Source organism: Kitasatospora sp. NPDC059648, assembly GCF_042734825.1.
Lineage (GTDB): Bacteria > Actinomycetota > Actinomycetes > Streptomycetales > Streptomycetaceae > Kitasatospora.
Genome location: NZ_JBHWDU010000001.1, coordinates 1 through 18980, shown reverse-complemented (window position 1 = coordinate 18980; position 18980 = coordinate 1). Strand labels below are relative to the sequence as shown.

The window sequence follows — 18980 nt, the reverse complement described above, 5'->3', positions numbered from 1 at the left end:
CGTCACCCTCCCTTCGCTGGATTGCTGTCGCGGATCGGAACCGGGGCCTGCGGCGGCCCGGCCTGCGGCGGTGGGGCCGGTGTCCGGCCGGCGTGTGCGGCGATGCCGGGCGCGACCGAGCCGCCGCCCGCACCGCCACCACCCGCACCGGCCGCCTGCGGGCCGCGGTCGCCGTGGGTGCTGATGCCCTGCTTCATCAGGTTCGCGGTACCGCTGATCATCGCGGAGCCCGCCTGCACCGCGCTGGCCCGGGCCCGGCGCATGTTCAGCATCTCGTCGCCGAAGGTCGGCACGAAGCGGTACACCGCGGCGCTCGCGAAGATCGACAGGAACAGGATCGCCAGCCCTGACAGCACCCGGGCGAAGTCGTCGTTGGCCCCCGCGCCGCTCGCCACCGAGCCCGCCAGACCCAGGATGATCACGATGATCGGCTTCGCCAGGTCCACCGCCAGCATCATCCCGGCCCACCGGCGCACGTGCTTCCACAGCTGCCGGTCCACCAGCCCCGCGTACACCGCCGTTCCCAGCAGCGCCCCCACGTACAGCATCGCCGCCCGGATCACCAGCTCGATCCAGAGCACCGCCGCCGCCAGCACGGCCACCAGCGACACGATCACCAGTATCAGCGGGCCGCCGCCGACGTCCCCCTTCTCCAGGGTGTCCGCGAAGCCGCTCAGGTACGTCCCGGTGTCCGACTTGGTCCCGACCGCGATCGCCTTCGTCAGCCCGTCCGTCACGCTCACCACGGTGAACAGGATCAGCGGTGTGAACGCGGAGGCCACGACGGTCAGCCACAGGAAGCCGACCGCCTCCGAGACCGCCGTCGTCAGCGGCGCCCCCCGCACCGCCCGCTTGGTCACCGCCAGCAGCCACAGCACCAGCGTGATCACCGTCGACACCGCGAACACCACGGCGTACTGCTGCAGGAACGACTGGTTGGTGAAGTCCACCGCGGTCGTCCCGTCGATTGCACCCGACAGCTTCCGCACCACCCACGCCGCCGCCTGGGCACAGCCCTTGGCCAGCGACCCGAGCGGGTCGGTCACGGTGCCCACGGTGCCGCTCCCGGGGATGACGACCGCTCCGTTGGGAGCACATCCGGCATCGCTGCCCGGGATCGGGAGATCGACCTTCTGACAGGTGGGCGTGGCGGTCGGCGACGGATCGGCGAACACCCGCTGGGCGACCAGCATCGTCACCACCTGCAAGGTGGCCAGGGCACCGGCCACCGTGCCCGCACGACGTGCGGTCGAACGACGTGTGGTCTGGTCAACGGGCATAGCGGAACCCCCCGAACTGCTGCGCGGCGCCGGTGATCTCGTCGGCGGTGGCGGCCTGTTGGTCTCCGGGCATCGGCGCGGGGCCCTGCCGGCTGGTGAAGTCGGTGAGTTTCCAGTCGCTCCCCGTCCAGTGGAGCACGAGCGCGAGGGTGAACCAGTTGGTGGTCACCGGCTGGACGGAGCGTTCGCCGGCGAGGCCGGTGAGGCCGGTGCACCACACCTCGACCTTGGCGTCCCCGTCGTTGTAGTTCGTCGACTTGGTGCCGACCGGGACGGTGCGGCTGACGAAGGTGAGGCCCTTGGGTGCGCGGCCCTGGGCGTCGAGGCCGTAGCGGGCGACGGTGTCGCCGCCGAAGCCCTGGTCCAGCCGGCTCTGCAGCGCTCCCGCCGCTCCCGGGTCGGCGATGGTGGCGATGATGCTGTGGCGGCTGTCGGTGCGGAACATGTCCGCGGAGCCGATCGCCACCGCGTAGTTCGCGGCGGCCGACTGGGCGCCCTGGTCGCTGTGCGGGAAGCCGGAGGCGATGCCGTTGACGGTGGTGCCGACGGGCTGGTCGCCGCTGGGGGCCGGGCCCGCGCCGGAGCCGGCGCCGACCGCGGCGTGGTCGGAGGAGCTGCCGCCGCCGGGCTTGCCGCGATTGGCGATGGAGACGGCGACGACGAGGAGGGTGACGACCACCAGGACGGTCAGCAGGGTGCGCAGCGGCCTGGACTGACGGAGACTCGCCGGTGCGGAGGGCTGTTCGTCGACCGGCAGCCGCGTACGGGTGTGCGGCTGGTCGTCGGACAACGGCACGGCGGCCCTCCTGGTGCGGGGAGCCGGGGCGGCTCCGGGGGCCCTCCGCCCGGGGGCGGGCGCGGACGGAGGATGGGAACGGGGGTGGAGTCCTGGCTGGTCGGCCACTGATGGGGTCCGGGCGGGGAACCTGCCCTCAGGTGGGCCGGGTCACCGTTGTCCGAGTTGTCCGATCGTCAGATCGCCATGCCGTAGACAATGGTGAACAGAGTGCCGAGTGATCCGATGATGAACACGCCGGTCAGCCCGGCGATGATCAGCCCCTTGCCCTGTTCGGCACCGAAGCTGTCGCGCATCGCGGTCGCGCCGATCCGCTGTTTGGCCGCACCCCAGGCCGCGATGCCGAGGCAGAGGATGATGGCGAGGGCCATGATGACCTCGACCATCACCCGGGCCTCCGAGCCGAGGGTCGCGAACGGCCCCCAGTCCGGGGCGATCCCGCCGATGATGGTGTCGATGCTCGGCTTCTTGGGGGGGTCCTCGGCCAGGTGGCCGACCGCATAGGTGTGCACGCTGCTCAGGTTCATTTCCATCTCACCGCCCGATCAGGCAAATTCAAGGGCCCTGACCCCGCCCGCGCGAAGGGTCGGTGCCTATTCTTGGCCAGATCTGATGTCGACTTGGCTACTTCTCGCGGATTGGTCGTGAGGCATCGGACACGTACGCGAGGATGTCCACCGTACGAAGGATAGCGCTCACTCTTTGTATCTCTGATGATTGCGGTGAGCAACGCCTTCCGGGACACTTCGACTGACGATTCGTCGGGATGGTGCTGATGGTACTCCGGAAGGCCGGTACGGCCGCTGCTGCGGCGGGAGTTGTCGCGTTCGGGTTCCTCGGTCTGGTGACGATGGGGACGTATGCGGCAAGTGGGACGCCGCAGCAGTCGGCGAATCGCTCCGCGCTCTCTCCCGGAACGGTCCCGGCGGCGTATCAGGACGCCTTCCAGAAGTGGGGATCGCTCTGTCCGGAGATCTCCGCGCCGATGCTCGCGGCACAGCTGTACCAGGAAAGCGGTTTCGACCCCAGGGCCCAATCGCCGGTCGGGGCGCAGGGAATGGCGCAGTTCATGCCGGGCACCTGGCCGGTGTACGCCACGGACGGCGACGGAGACGGCAAGAAGGACGTCTGGAACCCGTACGACGCGATCGCCACGGCGGCGGTGTACGACTGCGCGCTGGCCAAGGACGTCTCCGGGGTGCCGGGCGATCCGCAGGCCAACCTGCTGGCCGCCTACAACGCCGGCCCGTACGCGGTGACGAAGAACGGGGGGATCCCGCCCTACAGGGAGACCCAGGGCTACGTGCGGAACATCCAGGCGATGGCCCGCAGCTTCGCAGCGCCGACCGCGCCGGTGGAGGTGTCCGCGCAGTCGGCCGGCGCGATCTACTTCGCCCAGACCAAGCTCGGCACGCCGTACCTGTGGGGCGGTGAGGGCCTGTCCTCTCAGAACGGGCAGTTCGACTGCTCCGGGCTCACCCGGGCCGCGTTCGCCACCGTGGGCATCGAGCTGCCGCGGGTGGCCAACGACCAGTGGTACGCCGGGCCGCACCCGTCGCGCGATCAGCTGCGGCCGGGGGACCTGGTGTTCTTCGCCACGGACCTGAGCGATCCGCGGAGCATCCACCACGTGGGGATCTACGTCGGCGGGGGCTACATGATCAACGCGCCGCACACCGGGGCGGTGATCCGCTACGACAAGATCGACACCAGGGAGTACATCGGGGCGACCCGGGTGACCTCGGACGGCGCCCAGGCGCTGCCGACGCGGGACAACAACGGCAACGGCGCGGTCCAGCCCCCGAGCCGGCCGGGCACCACGGCGCCGGCCACCCCGGCCGCCACCGCCCGCCCCGCCGCCGCCCCGCCCGCCCCGACGGCGGTGGGACAGTCCTGACGGCACTGGCGGGAACCGGTGGAAGACGCTGGAACCGGTGGCACCGGCCGAGTCGTCCGTCGATCTGTGTGCGGGCTGTGGACGCTGAGTCAAGTTTCCATAACCCGGCGTTTCCGTGGAACGCTGTGTCCCGGCGATGACGTTGGGTCCGGTGGCCCCTCGTCAGCATTCTGCGCCGGGCGGGCCCCGGCGGGAACGCACAGGTGCAGCGGACCAGAAGGAGGTGCGGCGTGTCGACGCCGCTTGCCGACACGACCAACCCCGACCTCGGCCTGCTCTACGCCGTCAACGGCCTGGCCAAGCGCTCCCCGCAGTGGCTGGACCACCTGGTCTCGTGGATCGGCGAGTACGGCATCCTGATCGGCCTCGCGATGCTCGGGCTGGTGGGCTGGCTGCAGGCCAGACGCCGTCAGGACGCGCCGGTGGCGATCGCCGGGCTGCTCTGGGTGCCGCTCTCGGTGGCCGTCGCCGAGCTGGCCAACCTGCCGATCGCCGCGATCGTGGACCGGCCGCGGCCCTTCGTCGACCACCCGGGGCTGCTGGTGCTGGTGGACGGCAAGGCCGGCACCCACTCCTTCGTCAGCGACCACTCGACCATGACGATGGCCGTCGCGGTGTCGCTGTTCCTGGTGAACCGGAGGCTGGGCTGGATCGCCGGGGGCCTGGCCCTGTTGCAGGGTTTCTGCCGGATGTTCATGGGCGTCCACTACCCGACCGACGTGATCGGCGGCTACGCGCTCGCCGTCGCCGTGGTGCTGCTGCTGGCGCCGATCGCGATGGCGGTGCTGGTCCCGTTGTGCCACGCGCTGGGCCGGACGGCGGTCGCCCCGCTGATCCGGGCGCCGGAGCGCGGCGGTACGGCCCGCGGCACGGCCCAGCGCGGCCGCCGGCGCGGCCGGGGGGCGGTGCGCTCCGAGGAGCAGCCCCCGGAGTCGGACCTGGCGGCCTGACGCCGGACCGGACCGGTCACCGGTCCGCCGGTTCGCCGCCGTACTCGGCGACGTGGTCGGCCGCCTCCCGGCGGGCCAGGTCACGGGAGCGGCGCGCGGCGGAGTACCAGCCGCAGCTGCAGGTCGCGAAGGCGAAGGAGCCGCGTTCGCCGACCGCGACGCGGTGCTCGGGCATCCGGGTGGCGCCGGGGGCGGTCGGCAGCTCACTGTGCACGTGGTTCACCGTAACCCGCCGGACGGCCGGTGCGCGACGCCCGGGCTTCCCCGCTTCCCGTAACCCTTCGCAGCCCAACTCGTTTGCCCGGAAAGAGCTCTGCCCACCCGGGGGTGTCCGGCGGGGCAGTCGGGCCCGAGGGGGTTGTCGCGAGGATGAAGATGACCGACCAGCAGCGAACCGGGCGGCCAGCGCGCCGTCCGGGGCCGCACCTGCGCTCGGCGGCCGGGGCCGCCCTGCTCGCCGCCGCCCTGGCCGCGGGAGCCGCCGGCTGCTCGGGCCACTCCGGCGGCGGTTCGTCCGACCAGCAGTCGGCCGTCGCCGACCAGCTGGCCGGGGACCCGCTGACGGCGGTGCGCAACGCCGCCGACATCACCGGCCGCACCGGCTCCGCGCACGCCGCCACCGAGCTGGTCACCGAGTCCGCCGACAAGAAGGCCTCGTTCAGCGGGAGCGGCGGCTACGACTACGTGAAGCGGATCGGCCGGCTGGAGGTGCAGGTGCCGCCGGGCGCGGCCACCACCGGCAAGATCATCGAGGTGGTCCTGCCGGGCACCGTCTACCTGCAGAACAGCGGGGCCAAGGTGCCCGAGGGCAAGTGGGTCAAGCTGGACGTGCGCCAGCTGCCGGACGGCAACCTGGTGAGCAGCGGCGCCACCGACCCGGCCTCGGCGGCCGGTGCGCTGCGCGGGGTGCGGAAGGCCGACCTGGTGGGCACCGAGACCGTGGCCGGCACGCCGCTGCACCACTACCGCGGCACCCTGGACCTGGCCAAGGCGGCCGACGCGACCGGTGGCCGGGGCGGGGACGGCCTGCGGATGGGCGGGCAGACCTTCACCGTCAAGGAGGTCCCGTACGACGCCTGGCTGGACGACCAGGGCCGGCTGCACAAGGTGGTCGAGGTGTTCACCTTCGCCGGGGTGGCCGGGTCGAAGGAGGCCAAGGACCAGGTGAAGGTCACCTCCACCACCTCGCTGTCGGACTTCGGCAAGCCGGTCGAGGCGGCCGAGCCGCCGGCCTCGGACATCTACCAGATGAAGCCCTCGGAGAGCCCGAAGTAGGCCGCCGGGCGGGCGGCCGCGCGAGGAGCGACGGCCACCCGTTTCGGCGGCGCCGAGATGGCCCGTCCGTGCCATGTGGGCGGGCCCCGGAGTGCCTAGGCTGGACGTCGGGTGGCTGCCGCCCGGGCTGGCGAGGCACTGAAGGGGTGGTGCAGGTGGTGTCGTCCACGGGCGGCCGCAGCGGCGGCCACGACGACGCGGCCCTCGACGAGATCGAGCTGGCCGGCGAGCTGATGATCGCCGCGACGGCCAGCACCGGTGACCGGCTGCCGACCGAGCGGATCGACGAGGTGCTGCTGGACCGGGTGGACCCGGCTCGGACCGAGCGGGAGGGCGACGGCTGACGGCCGCCGCGCGGGCCGGCCGTGCGGATCCGCGCTCAGCTGCGCAGCAGTCGGCCGATCGCGGCCGAGGCCTCCGCCACCTTGGCGTCCAGTTCGACGCCGCCCTGTTCGGCGGCCGCGGCGACGCAGTGCCGCAGGTGCTCCTCCAGCAGGGAGAGCGCGAAGGACTGCAGGGCCTTGGTGCTGGCCGAGACCTGGGTGAGCACGTCGATGCAGTAGACGTCCTCGTCGACCATCCGCTGGAGGCCGCGGATCTGGCCCTCGATCCGGCGCAGCCGCTTGAGGTGGGCGTCCTTCTGCGCGCTGTAGCCGTGCGGGCCGTGCCCGCTCCCGTGCGCGCCGGGGGTGCCGGCGTGCGGGTCGGTGCCGGGCGCGTCGTCCGGTTCGGTGCGCGCTTGCGTCGTGGTCATCGGCCCGCCTTCGTCTGAGTGCCTGGTGGCTGCGTCGGCCACCAGTGTCCAACACCGGGGCCTTCCGTGGTGTTCCGACGGCCCACCCGGCATGTGCCGAAAGGCCTGGTGGAGGTCGTCCCGGGGGTTCACCCGTCTGAGCGGCGCCCCGGTCCCCCGCACGCAGGACGGGAGCGATCGGGGCGAGGTTCCGTCAGACTGGGGAATCACGTCCGCACATGGCCGCGCGGTCCGGGTCGACCGGTCGGGCAGCCGAACGGAAGGGGAGGTTCCGCCTCCCTGCCCACCACCCCGTTTGCGCGATCGCGCTTGGTTGCACCTAGCATCGTTCAGTCCCTACCCCGCACATCGGAGATTTCCGTGCGTTTTAGCCTGACCCCGAAGGAGACGAGTTTCTACGACATGTTCGCCGCCGCCGCGGAGAACCTCGTCGTCGGATCGAAGCTCCTGCTGGAACTGCTGGGATCAGACGTGTCGGCCCGCGCGGAGATCGTCGAGCGCATGCGCGCCGCCGAGCACGCCGGGGACGACACCACCCACGCCGTCTTCCACCAGCTGAACTCCTCCTTCATCACGCCCTTCGACCGCGAGGACATCTACAGCCTCGCCTCGTCGCTGGACGACATCATGGACTTCATGGAGGAGGCCGTCGACCTGGTCGTCCTCTACGACATCCAGACCCTGCCGAAGGGCATCGAGCAGCAGATCGAGGTGCTGGCGCGCGCCGCGGAACTCACCGCCGAGGCGATGCCGAACCTGCGCAGCATGTCCAACCTCACCGAGTACTGGATCGAGGTCAACCGGCTGGAGAACCAGGCCGACCAGATCCACCGCAAGCTGCTCGCCCACCTGTTCTCCGGCCAGTACGACGCCATCGAGGTGCTCAAGCTCAAGCAGGTCGTGGACGTCCTTGAGGAGGCGGCGGACGCGTTCGAGCACGTCGCCAACACGGTGGAGACCATCGCCGTCAAGGAGTCCTGACCCTCGTGGACATGGCAGCACTCATCGCCGTCATCGGCGTTGCGTTCTTCTTCACGTACACCAACGGCTTCCACGACTCGGCGAACGCCATCGCCACGTCGGTCTCCACCCGGGCGCTGACCCCGAGGGCCGCGCTCGCGATGGCCGCCGTGATGAACCTGGCCGGCGCCTTCCTGGGCAGCGGGGTGGCGCACACCGTCTCCAAGGGGATCATCGAGACCCCCAGCGGCGACCGGGGAATGGCGATCCTCTTCGCCGCCCTGGTCGGGGCGATCGCCTGGAACCTGGTCACCTGGTACTTCGGCCTGCCCTCCTCCTCCTCGCACGCGCTGTTCGGCGGCATGGTGGGCGCGGCACTGGCCGGCGGGATCGGGGTGTTCTGGAACGGGGTCATCGACAAGATCGTCATCCCGATGATCGTCTCGCCGGTGGTCGGCCTGATCGGCGGCTTCATCGTGATGCTGGCGATCCTGTGGATCTTCCGCCGGGCCAACCCGCACCGCGCCAAGCGCAACTTCCGGGTCGCCCAGACCGCCTCGGCCGCCGCGATGGCGCTGGCCCACGGCCTCCAGGACGCCCAGAAGACCATGGGCATCGTGGTGATGGCGCTCACCATCTCCGGCCACCAGACCACCGGGGACATCCCGGTCTGGGTGAAGATCTCCTGCGCGACCATGCTCTCGCTGGGCACCTACGCGGGCGGCTGGCGGATCATGCGGACGCTCGGCCGCAAGATCATCGAGCTGGACCCGCCGCAGGGCTTCGCGGCCGAGGCCACCTCCTCGGCGGTCATGTACATCACGTCGTTCGTCTTCAAGGCGCCGATCTCCACCACCCACGTGATCACCGCGGCGATCATGGGCGCGGGGGCCACCAAGCGGATCCGCGCGGTGCGCTGGGGCGTCGCGAAGAACATCGTGCTCGGCTGGTTCATCACGATGCCGGCGGCCGCCGTCGTCGCGGCGCTGGTGTACTGGTTCGTCCACCTGTTCTGGGGCTGAGCCCCGGCCGGGAGGTACGCCCGCCCCTGAGGCGAGCGGACGGGCAACCGACAGGGCCCGCCCCCCACATCTCGGGGGGCGGGCCCTTCTTCATGCCCCGCGGCGGCACCGCCATGCAGCACCGCGGGACAGCTGGGGTGGTCCGGTCTAGCCGAAGCGGCCGGAGATGTAGTCCTCGGTCGCCTGCACCGACGGGTTGGAGAAGATCCGCTGGGTGTCGTCCAGCTCGATCAGCTTGCCCGGCTGGCCGACGCCGGCCAGGTTGAAGAAGGCGGTGCGGTCGCTGACGCGGGCCGCCTGCTGCATGTTGTGGGTGACGATGACGATGGTGAACTGCGACTTCAGCTCGCCGATCAGGTCCTCGATGGCGAGGGTGGAGATCGGGTCGAGCGCCGAGCAGGGCTCGTCCATCAGCAGGACCTGGGGCTCGACCGCGATGGCGCGGGCGATGCACAGGCGCTGCTGCTGACCGCCGGAGAGGCCGGCGCCCGGCTTGTTCAGCCGGTTGTGGACCTCCTTCCAGAGGTTGGCGCCCTTCAGCGAGCGCTCCACCACGTCGTCCAGGACGGACTTCTTCTTCACGCCGGCGAGCTTGAGCCCGGCGACCACGTTGTCGTAGATCGACATGGTGGGGAACGGGTTCGGCCGCTGGAAGACCATGCCGATGGAGCGGCGCACGGCGACCGGGTCGACGTTGGAGGCGTACAGGTTCTCGTCGTCCAGGAGGACCTTGCCCTCGACCCGGGCGCCGGGGATCACCTCGTGCATCCGGTTGAGGGTGCGCAGGAAGGTGGACTTGCCGCAGCCGGAGGGGCCGATGAAGGCGGTCACCGAGCGGGGTTCGATGCTCATCGAGATGTCCTCGATGGCCTTGGTGGTGCCGTAGTAGGCCGACAGTCCGCTGACGTCGATGCGCTTGGCCATGATCGTTGCTTCTCTCGTCTGTCTTCGTACGTCAGTCGGTCGCTCAGTGCCCGCCCTTGGGCGAGCGCCAGCGTGCGATGCCCCGGGCGATGAGGTTGAGCCCCATCACGAAGGCGATCAGCACCAGCGCGGCGCCCCAGGCGCGGGCGTAGCCGAAGTCGTTGTTGACCACCGAGTACTGCTGCCAGATGTACATCGGCAGGGACTGCTGCGGTCCGTCGAACGGGTTGCTGTTGATGTAGTCGGCGCCGAACACCAGCATCATCACCGGGGCGGTCTCGCCCGTGATGCGGGCGACCGCGAGCATCACACCGGTGGTGATGCCGCCGATCGCGGTGGGGAGGACGATCCGCAGGATGGTCTTCCACTTCGGCACGCCGAGGGCGTACGAGGCCTCGCGCAGCTCGTTCGGGACCAGCTTGAGCATCTCCTCGGTGGACCGGACCACGACCGGGATCATGAGGATCGCCAGCGCGAGGCTGCCCGAGAAGCCGGAGTAGCTGAAGCCCAGGGCGAGGTTCCACAGCGAGAGGATGAACAGACCGGCGACGATGGACGGGACGCCCGTCATGACGTCGACGAAGAAGGTGACGGCCTTGGCGAGCCGGCCGCGGCCGTACTCGACCAGGTAGACGGCGGTCAGCAGGCCCAGCGGGGCGGCCATCAGGGTCGCCAGGGCGACCTGCTGCAGGGTGCCGAGCAGGGCGTGGTAGATGCCGCCGCCGGGACCGGACTGGATCACACCCTTCATCGAGTGGCTCAGGAAGTTCCCGTTCACCACGCCGATGCCCTGCTGGACCGTGTAGACGGTCAGCGAGACCAGCGGCACGACGGCCAGGATGAAGGCGACCCAGACCACCGAGGTGGCGAACCGGTCCTTGGCCTGGCGGCGGCCCTCGACCTGGGCCGAGATCAGGTAGCCGCCGACCAGGAAGAGCAGGGCCGAGATCAGGCCCCACTGGAGGTGGCTCCGGAGTCCGGCGGCGGCGCCGATCCCGCAGCCGACCGCGATCGAGCCGGCCGCGACGGCGGGCGGGGTCCACCTGGGCAGCCGGTTGGCGGTCAGCCTCGGACCGACCTGCGGCCTGGCGTCCTCGGGGACGGTCGTCAGGGTGGTCATGCGTTGGCCCCCGAGTACTCCTTGCGGCGGGCGATGATCAGTCGCGCGGCACCGTTCACCAGCAGGGTGATCACGAACAGGACGAGGCCGGAGGCCATCAGCGCGTCGCGGCCGTTGTTGCCGGCCTCGGCGAACTTCAGCGCGATGTTCTGGGCGAAGGTGCCACCGCCCGCGTCGAGGATGTGCAGCGACAGGACGCTGTTGGCGGAGAGCACCACCGCGACCGCGATGGTCTCGCCGAGCGCCCGGCCGAGGCCGAGCATGGAGGCCGAGATGATGCCGGGGCGGCCGAACGGCAGCACCGCGGTGCGGATCATCTCCCAGCGGGTCGCGCCGAGGGCGAGCGCCGCCTCCTCGTGCATCCGCGGCACTTGGCGGAACACCTCGCGGGAGACCGCGGTGATGATCGGCAGGATCATGATCGCCAGCAGGATGCCGACGGTGAACAGGTTGCGCGGGGTGCCGGTCCTGGTCTGGTCGAAGAGGTACGTCCAGCCCAGGTACTGGTTGAGCCAGCTGGTCAGCCCGTCCATGTGCGGGACCAGGAACAGCGCGCCCCACAGGCCGTAGACGATGCTGGGGACGGCGGCGAGCAGGTCGACCAGGTAGGCGAACGGCTGGGCGATCCGGCGCGGCGCGTAGTGCGAGATGAACAGCGCGATCCCGATGGCCACCGGGACGGCGATCACCATCGCGATGAGGGCGCTGACGATGGTTCCGAAGGCCAGGACGGCGATGCCGAAGACCGGCTTCGGAGCGTCCGGCGTCCACTCGAAGGTGGTGAGGAAGTTGCCGTTGTTGTTGCTGAGGGCCATGCCCGAGCGCCAGGCCAGGAATCCGGCGATCGCGGCCATGATGACCAGCAGCAGGATGCCCGCGCCGCGGGCCAGGTTCATGAAGATCTTGTCGCCGACGCGGCTGTCGCGCGGTCGGCGTTCCCTGCCTCGCGGGGCGGCAGGGGAGGATGAAGTCATTGGTCTACTCCGGTCTGGTGGCGCCGCCCCGGAAGGGGGTCGGCACCATGGCGGCGGTGCCCCGGACGTTGGTGCTGGATGGTGGTGCTCCGGCGGGACGGCCCCTGCCCCCCCCTCGCTCACGGGGCCGTCCCACCGGGGATCCTGTCGGGTCAGGCCAGGGTGCCGACGGCGGCCTTGACCTTGTCGCCGATCGCGGCCGGCATCGGGACGTAGCCCTTGTCGCCGATCGACTTCTGGGCGGCGTCGCTGATGGTGTAGGTCAGGAAGGACTTCAGGGTGTCCAGGGTCTCGGCCTTGTTGCCCTTGTCGCAGGCGATCTCGTAGGTCACCAGGACGATCGGGTAGGCGTTGTCGGCCTTGGTGCCGTAGTCCAGGGTGAGGGCGAGGTCGCCGTCGGTGCCCGACACGGTGGAGGAGGCGATGGTGTTCGCCGCGTTGGCGGCGGTCGCCTCGACCGGCTGAGCGGCACCGGTGGCGATCTTGGCGCTCTTCAGGTTGTTGGTCTGGGCGTAGGACAGCTCGGCGTAGCCGATCGAGTTCTTGACCTGCTTGATCTGGGCGGAGACGCCGGCGCTGCCGTTCGCGGACTGGCCGCCCTTGCCCTTCCACGCCTTGCTCGGCTCGGCGCTCCAGGCGCCGCCGGAGGTCTTGCCGAAGTACGAGGTCAGGTTGAAGGTGGTGCCGGAGTCGTCCGACCGGTGGAAGGTCTGGATCTCGGCGTCCGGCAGCTTGGCGCCCGGGTTCAGGGCGGCGATGGCCGGGTCGTTCCACTTGGTGATCTGCGAGTCGAAGATCTTGGCGGCGGTCGGGCCGTCCAGGACCAGGTTGTCGACGTTGTCGACGTTGTAGACCAGCGAGACCAGACCGGCCACCATCGGCAGGTCGATCGCCTTGCCGCCGGTGCAGACGGCCTTGGAGGCGTCGACGTCGGCGGGCTTGAGGGCGAAGTCGGAGCCGGCGAAGGCGACCTTGCCCTGGTTGAACTGCTGGACGCCGGCACCGGAGCCGCCGCCGCTGTAGTTGACCGTGGTGCCGGAGCAGGAGGAGCCGAAGTTGGTCTTCCACACGTCGATCGCGGGGGCCTGGGCGGTCGAACCCGCACCGAGCAGCGTGCCGGCCTTGCCACAGTTGATCGCGGCCGCAGCAGCGGAGGAGCCGTTGGAGCCGCCGGACGTCGTGTTCGTGTTGTTGTCCGACCCGCAGGCGGCGAGCGACAGCGAGCTGACGAGCGCCATGGCACCGATGGCGAGGGCCTTGGAGCGGCCGTTCCGCTGGAGCTTCACAGGGGTGTCCCTTTCTGTGGCATTGCCCGTCGCGCAGGCCGTGCGGACACGGCCGAGCGCGGGTTTTGCTGTGGTCCGGGGCCCGTTCGGCCCTCCGGTGGTCCCGAAGTTAGGCCGGGTAAGTGACACGTCAGCCGGTCGCAAGTGAACGGGGAGTGAACCTCGAACGGATGACAGGAAACTACGTCACGTAGTAACGGTTGCGTCACGGCGAGGCCGCAGGGAGATCACTTCCACAGCTCCTTCGCCCGCGGCTCCACGCTCGTCCGGACGGGCTTCGCCCCCAGGATCGCCAGCAGGGCGTCGACCAGCAACCGGTCGCGGTCGTGGGTCAGCCGCGCCCGGGCCTTGCCCGCCGGCAGCCACTCCAGGCGGTCGACCTCGCGGTTCGGCCGGAAGGCCCCGCCGGTCGGCACCGCCGCCCAGTACCGGACCTCCTTCGGACGGCCCTGCGCCAGGTAGTGCTGGGCGGGCAGCTCCGGGCCGAGCAGGCAGCGGAAGCCGGTCTCCTCCGCCACCTCGCGCAGCGCCGCCTCGACCACGCCCTCGCCCGGATCGAGCTTGCCCTTGGGCAGGCTCCAGTCGTCGTACTTCGGCCGGTGGATCACCGCGATCCGCGGCCGGCCGAGCCGTCCGCTGGGCTTGGGCTTCCCGGGCAGCCAGAGCACCGCGCCCGCCGCCAGGACCACCGGGGCACGGCCCGTCCCGGCCGCGAGCGCCCCCACTCGCCGGGCGGGGTCCGGGCGGCTCTGCCCTTCGGTCGGGCGGCTCTGCCCTTCGGTCGGGCGGCTCTGCCCTTCGGTCGGGCGGCTCTGCCCGGTGCTCAGGCGATCGTGCAATTCAGGCCGTCCGTGGTGCGGGGGAATGCCCCCAGCCCTCGGCAGGGGGGATCTCCAGCCAGCCGTCCAGGCCGGGCGGGAGGTCGGGCCACCGGCGGCCGAAGGCGTACCGCGCCGCCTCCACCTCCAGTCGCTGATCAGCATGCACCACGCCCAGTACGTAGGCGGTGGCGGGGGTGATCCTCGGGGTCCGCGCCGCGGTGGCGGCGGTGACCGCGGCGTCCGCCGCCTCCTGGTGCCGGTCCAGCACCGCGTCCAGCTCGTCCAGCTCGGAGGACGGGCGGCCGCACACCTCCAGCGCGTACCGGGCCCGCTTCACCAGGATCCGCAGCCGGGCCCAGGGCGCGTCGTCGGCCGCCACCGCCGAGTCCGCGTCCGACGACGCGGCCCGCGCCGTGGGCCCCTCCTGCCCGAAGGCGGGCGAGGAGGGAGGCACCGCGCCCAGCCGGCGCAGCCCGTCCCCACCGTACGGCGTCGCGGCCCGCTGCAGCGGCAGCTGCTGGGCGCTCGCCGACAGCGCCTCGAACGCGGCCGCCGCCTGCGGCAGCAGCACCGCGGACGCCCGGCCGCCGGCCGTCTCCAGCAGCGGCGCCTCGCCGACCAGCAGGGTCATCCGGTCCGCCAGCGCGTGCAGCCTGGCCGAGCGCAGCTCCTGGAGCACGGTGGAGTGCGCCCTGGTCCGGGCCAGGGTCAACTGCCGCTCCAGCAGCGCCCGCGCCTTGGGCGCGCCCGCGTGCCCGGCCAGCATGCCGGTGCCCTCCGGGTCGGTGCCGCTCAGCGAGTCCACCGCGCCCAGCAGCCGGACCGACCTGCGGACGTAGCCCGGCTCCAGCGCCAACAGGTTGAGCAGCCAGCGCAGTTCGGTGCGCGACTCCTGCGCCCAGCCCTGCTCGAAGACGGCGCCGAAGGTGTGCAGCAGCCCGCCGATCCGGCGCACCGCCCGCAGCAGGTCGGCGGTGCCGCTCGACGGAACGGCCGCGGCCGAACCCGGTCTGGCGCCGACCTCGCCCACCGCGAGCGGCAGGGCACGCAGGAACGCTCCCGCCTGTGCGGTGAGTTGGCGGGAAAGGATGTCCCCGGCGGTCGCTGTGGAGGCCGCCCGGGCCGTCATCGGCGCATCGGTCATGGCGTGGTTGATCCCCGTTCCCCCGGGCCCTTCCCCGGGGCTGGTGGCCGACCGCCGGAGCGGGCCCCTCGGGGCCTTGGGGGCCCCGACCGCTCCGGCGGCTCGCATCAGTGGGTGCGTCAGCGCGGGGTGGCGGCCCGGCGGCGCTGGCGCGAGTCGATGAACAGGTCCTGGACGTGCCGCAGCGGCCGGCCCTCGGCGTCCTGCGAGTGCCGCTCCCAGGCGCCGTCCGGCCCGAGGTGCCAGGACTCGGTCTCGTCCGACACCCCGAGGTCGATCAGCCCGGACAGCTCGGCGCGGTGCGCCGGGTCGGTGATCCGCAGCAGCGCCTCGATCCGGCGGTCCAGGTTTCGGTGCATCATGTCGGCGCTGCCGATCCAGACTTCGGGATCGCCGTTGTTGCCGAAGACGAAGATCCGGGAGTGCTCCAGGAAGCGCCCGAGGATGCTGCGCACCCGGATGTTCTCGCTCAGTCCCGGCACCCCCGGCCGGATCGCGCAGATCCCGCGCACCCAGACGTCCACCGGCACCCCGGCCTGGGAGGCCCGGTAGAGCGCGTCGATCACGGCCTCGTCGACGATCGAATTGACCTTGAGCTTCACGTACGCGGGCCGGCCCGCCCCGTGGTGGGCGATCTCGTTGTGGATCCGCGAGACCAGGCCGTCGCGCAGGCCGCGCGGGGCGGTCAGCAGCCGGCGGTAGGACTCGCGGCGCGAGTAGCCGGACAGCCGGTTGAACAGGTCCGAGAGGTCCGCACCGACCTGCGGGTCGGAGGTGAGCAGGCCGAGGTCCTCGTACAGCCGGGCCGTCTTCGGGTGGTAGTTGCCGGTACCGACGTGCGAGTAGCGCCGCAGGGTGTCGCCCTCCTGGCGGACGACCAGCGACAGCTTGCAGTGGGTCTTCAGCCCGACCAGACCGTAGACCACGTGGCAGCCGGCCTCCTCCAGCTTGCGGGCCCACTTGATGTTGGCCTGCTCGTCGAAGCGCGCCTTGATCTCCACCAGGACCAGCACCTGCTTGCCGGACTCGGCCGCGTCGATCAGCGCGTCCACGATCGGCGAGTCACCCGAGGTGCGGTACAGGGTCTGCTTGATCGCCAGCACGTCCGGGTCGGCGGCGGCCTGCTCCAGGAACGCCTGCACCGAGGTGGAGAAGCTGTCGTACGGGTGGTGCAGCAGGACGTCGCGTTCGCGCATCGCGGCGAAGATGTCCGGCTGGGAGGCGGACTCGACGTCGGTCAGCCCGCGGGCCGTGCCGGCCACGAACTTCGGGTAGCGGAGCTCCGGCCGGTCCAGGTCGGCGATCCCGAAGAGCCCGGTCAGGTCCAGCGGCCCGGGCAGGGGGAAGACCTCCGCCTCGGTGATGTTCAGCTCCCGCACCAGCAGGTCCAGGATGTAGGGGTCGATCGACTCCTCGACCTCCAGCCGCACCGGCGGGCCGAAGCGCCGCCGCATCAGCTCCTTCTCCAGGGCCTTGAGGATGTTCTCGGTGTCGTCCTCCTCCACCTCCAGGTCCTCGTTGCGGGTGACCCGGAAGGCGTGGTGGGCCAGCACCTCCATCCCCGGGAAGAGCTCCTCCAGGTGCGCGCCCATGACGTCCTCCAGCGGGACGTACCGCTGGGGCGATGCCTCCAGGAAGCGGGCCAGCGACTGCGGCACCTTCACGCGCGCGAAGTGCTTGTGGCCGGACACCGGGTTGCGGACGACCACGGCCAGGTTCAGCGAGAGCCCCGATATGTACGGGAAGGGGTGCGCCGGGTCGACCGCCAGCGGGGTCAGCACCGGGAAGATCTGCTGCCGGAACAGGGTGTGCAGCCGGGCCTGCTCCTTCTCGGCCAGCTCCGGCCAGCGGACCACCTCGATGCCCTCGGCGGCGAGGTCTGGCAGCACCTCCTGCTGGAACGCGGCGGCGTGGCGGGCCATCAGCTCGCGCGAGCGGGTCCAGATCAGGTCCAGCACCTCGCGCGGCTGGAGGCCCGACGCACTGCGCTGGGCCACGCCGGTGGCGATCCGGCGCTTGAGGCCGGCCACCCGGACCATGAAGAACTCGTCCAGGTTGCTGGCGAAGATCGCCAGGAACTTCGCCCGTTCCAGCAGCGGGATCCCCGGATCCTCCGCCAGCTCCAGGACGCGTTCGTTGAACGCGAGCCAGCTCCGCTCCCGGTCCAGGAAGCGGCCCTGCGGCAGTGCTTCGAACTCCTGCTCGTCCGTGGCCGGCAGCTCCGGCGGGATGCCCAGCGAACTGGACGTCCTGGCCGCGGGTGCCGACGGGGCAGGGACGGGGCGGGGGATGCTCATCGGTTCCAGCTCCTCCAGCAGGACGGCGTCCGGACGCGAATGGCTCTGCGGGCCGTCGTCCTCGCCCCGGGGCTCCCCCGGGGACAGCGCCCACCCACCGGGCGCGGTCCGTACAGGACCGGCCGACGAGTGGCGGTCGACTCTGCACGAGCGAGACACTACGGACTTCATCCTGTGATCTTCGCGGCAGCAATTGAATCCACGGTAAACACCGCATGGCCAGGAGGAAAGCTGAGTCAGTCGGGGCAAGGGGCGGTACCGTGCTCCGCCCCTTGCCCGCGACCGTTCCGTCACGGCTGGGCCGTCCCCGGCCTGGGTGCGGGTGTGGGGGTGGATGTGGGGATGGGGATGGATGGGGGTGGGGGCTGGTTCGGGTGTCGGTGCGGGCGGGATCAGGCGGGGCTCTGGGTCGGCCGGTCCGCGCGGTACCGGGCCCGGTACATGAGGTCCACCTCGTGGATGGTGAACCCCAGTCGCTCGTATACCCGGACGGCGGCCGGATTGTCGGCGTCGACGTAGAGGAGGACGGTCGCCAGTCCGCGCTCGCCCGCGCCTGACCCGGTCAGGTGGCGCAGGCCCGCCGCGGTCAGCGCACGGCCGAGGCCGCTGCCCTGCTCGGCCGGGTCCACCCCGACGACGTAGACCTCGCCGAGCTCGGGCTCGGCGGTCGTGGCCGGGTGCACCTTGGTCCAGTGGAACCCGACCACCTTCCCGTCCCGGGTGGCGAGGAAGAAGCCCGCCGGGTCGAACCAGGGCTCCGCGATCCGCTCGGCCAGGTCCTGCTCGGTCCAGGAGCCCTGCTCCGGGTGGTGGGCGAAGGCCAGGGCGTTCAGCCGGAGCCACTCGGCGTCGTCCTCCCCAGGGCGGAACGTCCGGAGCTCGATGCCCTCCGGGACGGGCACGGCCTCGGTCTGCGCACCGGTACGGCGCATCTGCCGCAGCTCGCGGACCAACTCGGCACCGTAGGTCCCCGCCAGGTGCCGGGCCGCCGGGTGGCCGCCGTGCACCCAGAAGTCCACCGCGTCCCGGCCGGCCTGGTGGGCCTGTGCCAGAACCGCGTCGACCAGCGGACGGGCCAGGCCGCGGCCGCGAGCGGCCGGGTCGACCACCAGCTCGGCGGCGGGGTTGGCGGTCGGAGCCTCCGGCACTTCGAGCTGGCCGTACCCCACGACGGAGCCGTTCTCGCTCCCGATCACATGGGTGACTCCCGGGCGGGGCGTCTCGGCGTTCCGCAGCCGGAGCCGGCCCTGCTCGGACACTGCGGCCCGGCCGTCGACCGCCTGGGCCTCCGCCAGAACACGCAGGGCGCCGTCGCGCTGCTCGGGACTGAGCACGTTGCTCGCAATGACCGCTGTCTGATCGTCCATGCACCGACGATACGTCAACGGAAATGCGAAAAGCCCCTGATCCGATGGATCAGGGGCTTTTCTGAATGATTGTTCGGCGGCGTCCTACTCTCCCACAGGGTCCCCCCTGCAGT

The 18980-nt window shown here is 71.3% G+C and carries 19 protein-coding genes; 6 read left to right on the top strand and 13 right to left on the bottom strand.

Features of this window, described 5'->3' with window-relative positions; genetic code table 11:
- Nucleotides 1-2 precede the first annotated feature (2 nt).
- From ACFV1W_RS00095 to ACFV1W_RS00085, 3 genes are all read right to left on the bottom strand, one after another.
- Complete coding sequence (locus ACFV1W_RS00095; RefSeq protein WP_380411281.1) at nucleotides 3-1280, bottom strand: hypothetical protein; 1278 nt, start codon at nucleotides 1278-1280, stop codon at nucleotides 3-5.
- Nucleotides 1270-2076, bottom strand: a complete 807-nt coding sequence (locus tag ACFV1W_RS00090) for a hypothetical protein (RefSeq protein ID WP_380411279.1) — start codon at nucleotides 2074-2076, stop codon at nucleotides 1270-1272. The genes ACFV1W_RS00095 and ACFV1W_RS00090 overlap by 11 nt, the downstream gene beginning before the upstream one ends.
- Before the next feature lie 176 nt (nucleotides 2077-2252).
- Nucleotides 2253-2603, bottom strand: coding sequence for a hypothetical protein (locus tag ACFV1W_RS00085; protein ID WP_046386924.1), 351 nt, complete (start codon nucleotides 2601-2603; stop codon nucleotides 2253-2255).
- Between the two features lie 239 nt (nucleotides 2604-2842).
- Here ACFV1W_RS00085 and ACFV1W_RS00080 point away from each other — a divergent pair, with 239 nt between their 5' ends.
- Both ACFV1W_RS00080 and ACFV1W_RS00075 read left to right on the top strand, forming a co-directional pair.
- Nucleotides 2843-3973, top strand: coding sequence for an NlpC/P60 family protein (locus ACFV1W_RS00080; RefSeq protein WP_380411276.1), 1131 nt, complete (start codon nucleotides 2843-2845; stop codon nucleotides 3971-3973).
- A gap of 230 nt (nucleotides 3974-4203) precedes the next feature.
- On the top strand, nucleotides 4204-4923 hold the full coding sequence (locus ACFV1W_RS00075; RefSeq protein ID WP_380411273.1) for a phosphatase PAP2 family protein: 720 nt from the start codon (nucleotides 4204-4206) through the stop codon (nucleotides 4921-4923).
- Between the two features lie 16 nt (nucleotides 4924-4939).
- Here the strand turns inward: ACFV1W_RS00075 and ACFV1W_RS00070 are convergent, their stop codons facing one another.
- Complete coding sequence (locus tag ACFV1W_RS00070; protein ID WP_380411271.1) at nucleotides 4940-5137, bottom strand: hypothetical protein; 198 nt, start codon at nucleotides 5135-5137, stop codon at nucleotides 4940-4942.
- A gap of 161 nt (nucleotides 5138-5298) precedes the next feature.
- Here ACFV1W_RS00070 and ACFV1W_RS00065 point away from each other — a divergent pair, with 161 nt between their 5' ends.
- Both ACFV1W_RS00065 and ACFV1W_RS00060 read left to right on the top strand, forming a co-directional pair.
- The gene (locus ACFV1W_RS00065; RefSeq protein WP_380411269.1) at nucleotides 5299-6198 is read left to right on the top strand and encodes a hypothetical protein; all 900 of its coding nucleotides are present in this window, start codon (nucleotides 5299-5301) and stop codon (nucleotides 6196-6198) included.
- 155 nt (nucleotides 6199-6353) lie between these two features.
- Nucleotides 6354-6542: a hypothetical protein gene (locus tag ACFV1W_RS00060; protein WP_380411266.1), complete on the top strand. Its 189-nt coding sequence runs from the start codon at nucleotides 6354-6356 to the stop codon at nucleotides 6540-6542.
- 35 nt (nucleotides 6543-6577) lie between these two features.
- Here the strand turns inward: ACFV1W_RS00060 and ACFV1W_RS00055 are convergent, their stop codons facing one another.
- A complete protein-coding gene (locus tag ACFV1W_RS00055) occupies nucleotides 6578-6952 on the bottom strand; it encodes a metal-sensitive transcriptional regulator (protein ID WP_380411264.1) in 375 nt (124 codons plus the stop codon).
- A 360-nt stretch (nucleotides 6953-7312) separates the two neighbouring features.
- Here ACFV1W_RS00055 and ACFV1W_RS00050 point away from each other — a divergent pair, with 360 nt between their 5' ends.
- Together ACFV1W_RS00050 and ACFV1W_RS00045 are read left to right on the top strand one after the other, a co-directional pair.
- A complete protein-coding gene (locus ACFV1W_RS00050; RefSeq protein ID WP_030059626.1) occupies nucleotides 7313-7933 on the top strand; it encodes a DUF47 domain-containing protein in 621 nt (206 codons plus the stop codon).
- Between the two features lie 5 nt (nucleotides 7934-7938).
- Complete coding sequence (locus ACFV1W_RS00045) at nucleotides 7939-8934, top strand: anion permease (protein WP_380411262.1); 996 nt, start codon at nucleotides 7939-7941, stop codon at nucleotides 8932-8934.
- Nucleotides 8935-9081: 147 nt separating this feature from the next.
- Here ACFV1W_RS00045 and pstB read toward each other — a convergent pair whose 3' ends face one another.
- The 8 genes from pstB to mshD form a co-directional block, all read right to left on the bottom strand.
- Nucleotides 9082-9858 (bottom strand): phosphate ABC transporter ATP-binding protein PstB, encoded by a 777-nt coding sequence (pstB, locus tag ACFV1W_RS00040; RefSeq protein ID WP_270145081.1) that lies wholly within the window; start codon nucleotides 9856-9858, stop codon nucleotides 9082-9084.
- Nucleotides 9859-9901: 43 nt separating this feature from the next.
- Nucleotides 9902-10978, bottom strand: coding sequence for a phosphate ABC transporter permease PstA (gene pstA, locus ACFV1W_RS00035; RefSeq protein ID WP_380411259.1), 1077 nt, complete (start codon nucleotides 10976-10978; stop codon nucleotides 9902-9904).
- Complete coding sequence (gene pstC, locus ACFV1W_RS00030) at nucleotides 10975-11952, bottom strand: phosphate ABC transporter permease subunit PstC (RefSeq protein ID WP_030289039.1); 978 nt, start codon at nucleotides 11950-11952, stop codon at nucleotides 10975-10977. Before pstC ends, pstA begins: the two co-directional genes overlap by 4 nt.
- Before the next feature lie 152 nt (nucleotides 11953-12104).
- Nucleotides 12105-13238, bottom strand: a complete 1134-nt coding sequence (gene pstS, locus ACFV1W_RS00025) for a phosphate ABC transporter substrate-binding protein PstS (protein WP_380411257.1) — start codon at nucleotides 13236-13238, stop codon at nucleotides 12105-12107.
- 227 nt (nucleotides 13239-13465) lie between these two features.
- Nucleotides 13466-14077 (bottom strand): NUDIX hydrolase, encoded by a 612-nt coding sequence (locus ACFV1W_RS00020; RefSeq protein WP_380411254.1) that lies wholly within the window; start codon nucleotides 14075-14077, stop codon nucleotides 13466-13468.
- Between the two features lies 1 nt (nucleotide 14078).
- Entirely contained in the window at nucleotides 14079-15203 is a 1125-nt protein-coding gene (locus tag ACFV1W_RS00015) for a CHAD domain-containing protein (RefSeq protein WP_380411251.1), read from the bottom strand.
- A gap of 119 nt (nucleotides 15204-15322) precedes the next feature.
- Nucleotides 15323-17500: an RNA degradosome polyphosphate kinase gene (locus ACFV1W_RS00010; protein WP_380411249.1), complete on the bottom strand. Its 2178-nt coding sequence runs from the start codon at nucleotides 17498-17500 to the stop codon at nucleotides 15323-15325.
- 392 nt (nucleotides 17501-17892) lie between these two features.
- A complete protein-coding gene (mshD, locus tag ACFV1W_RS00005; RefSeq protein WP_380411247.1) occupies nucleotides 17893-18867 on the bottom strand; it encodes a mycothiol synthase in 975 nt (324 codons plus the stop codon).
- Between the last annotated feature and the right edge of the window lie 113 nt (nucleotides 18868-18980).

Bases quoted from the DNA above. Each gene is read 5' to 3' on its own strand.
- ACFV1W_RS00055 (WP_380411264.1), bottom strand. From the start codon at position 6,952: ATGACCACGACGCAAGCGCGCACCGAACCGGACGACGCGCCCGGCACC.
- mshD (WP_380411247.1), bottom strand. From the start codon at position 18,867: ATGGACGATCAGACAGCGGTCATTGCGAGCAACGTGCTCAGTCCCGAG.
- ACFV1W_RS00010 (WP_380411249.1), bottom strand. From the start codon at position 17,500: ATGAGCATCCCCCGCCCCGTCCCTGCCCCGTCGGCACCCGCGGCCAGG.
- ACFV1W_RS00095 (WP_380411281.1), bottom strand. From the start codon at position 1,280: ATGCCCGTTGACCAGACCACACGTCGTTCGACCGCACGTCGTGCGGGC.
- pstC (WP_030289039.1), bottom strand. From the start codon at position 11,952: ATGACTTCATCCTCCCCTGCCGCCCCGCGAGGCAGGGAACGCCGACCG.
- ACFV1W_RS00065 (WP_380411269.1), top strand. From the start codon at position 5,299: ATGACCGACCAGCAGCGAACCGGGCGGCCAGCGCGCCGTCCGGGGCCG.
- ACFV1W_RS00080 (WP_380411276.1), top strand. From the start codon at position 2,843: ATGGTGCTGATGGTACTCCGGAAGGCCGGTACGGCCGCTGCTGCGGCG.
- ACFV1W_RS00015 (WP_380411251.1), bottom strand. From the start codon at position 15,203: ATGACCGATGCGCCGATGACGGCCCGGGCGGCCTCCACAGCGACCGCC.
- ACFV1W_RS00085 (WP_046386924.1), bottom strand. From the start codon at position 2,603: ATGAACCTGAGCAGCGTGCACACCTATGCGGTCGGCCACCTGGCCGAG.
- pstB (WP_270145081.1), bottom strand. From the start codon at position 9,858: ATGGCCAAGCGCATCGACGTCAGCGGACTGTCGGCCTACTACGGCACC.
- pstA (WP_380411259.1), bottom strand. From the start codon at position 10,978: ATGACCACCCTGACGACCGTCCCCGAGGACGCCAGGCCGCAGGTCGGT.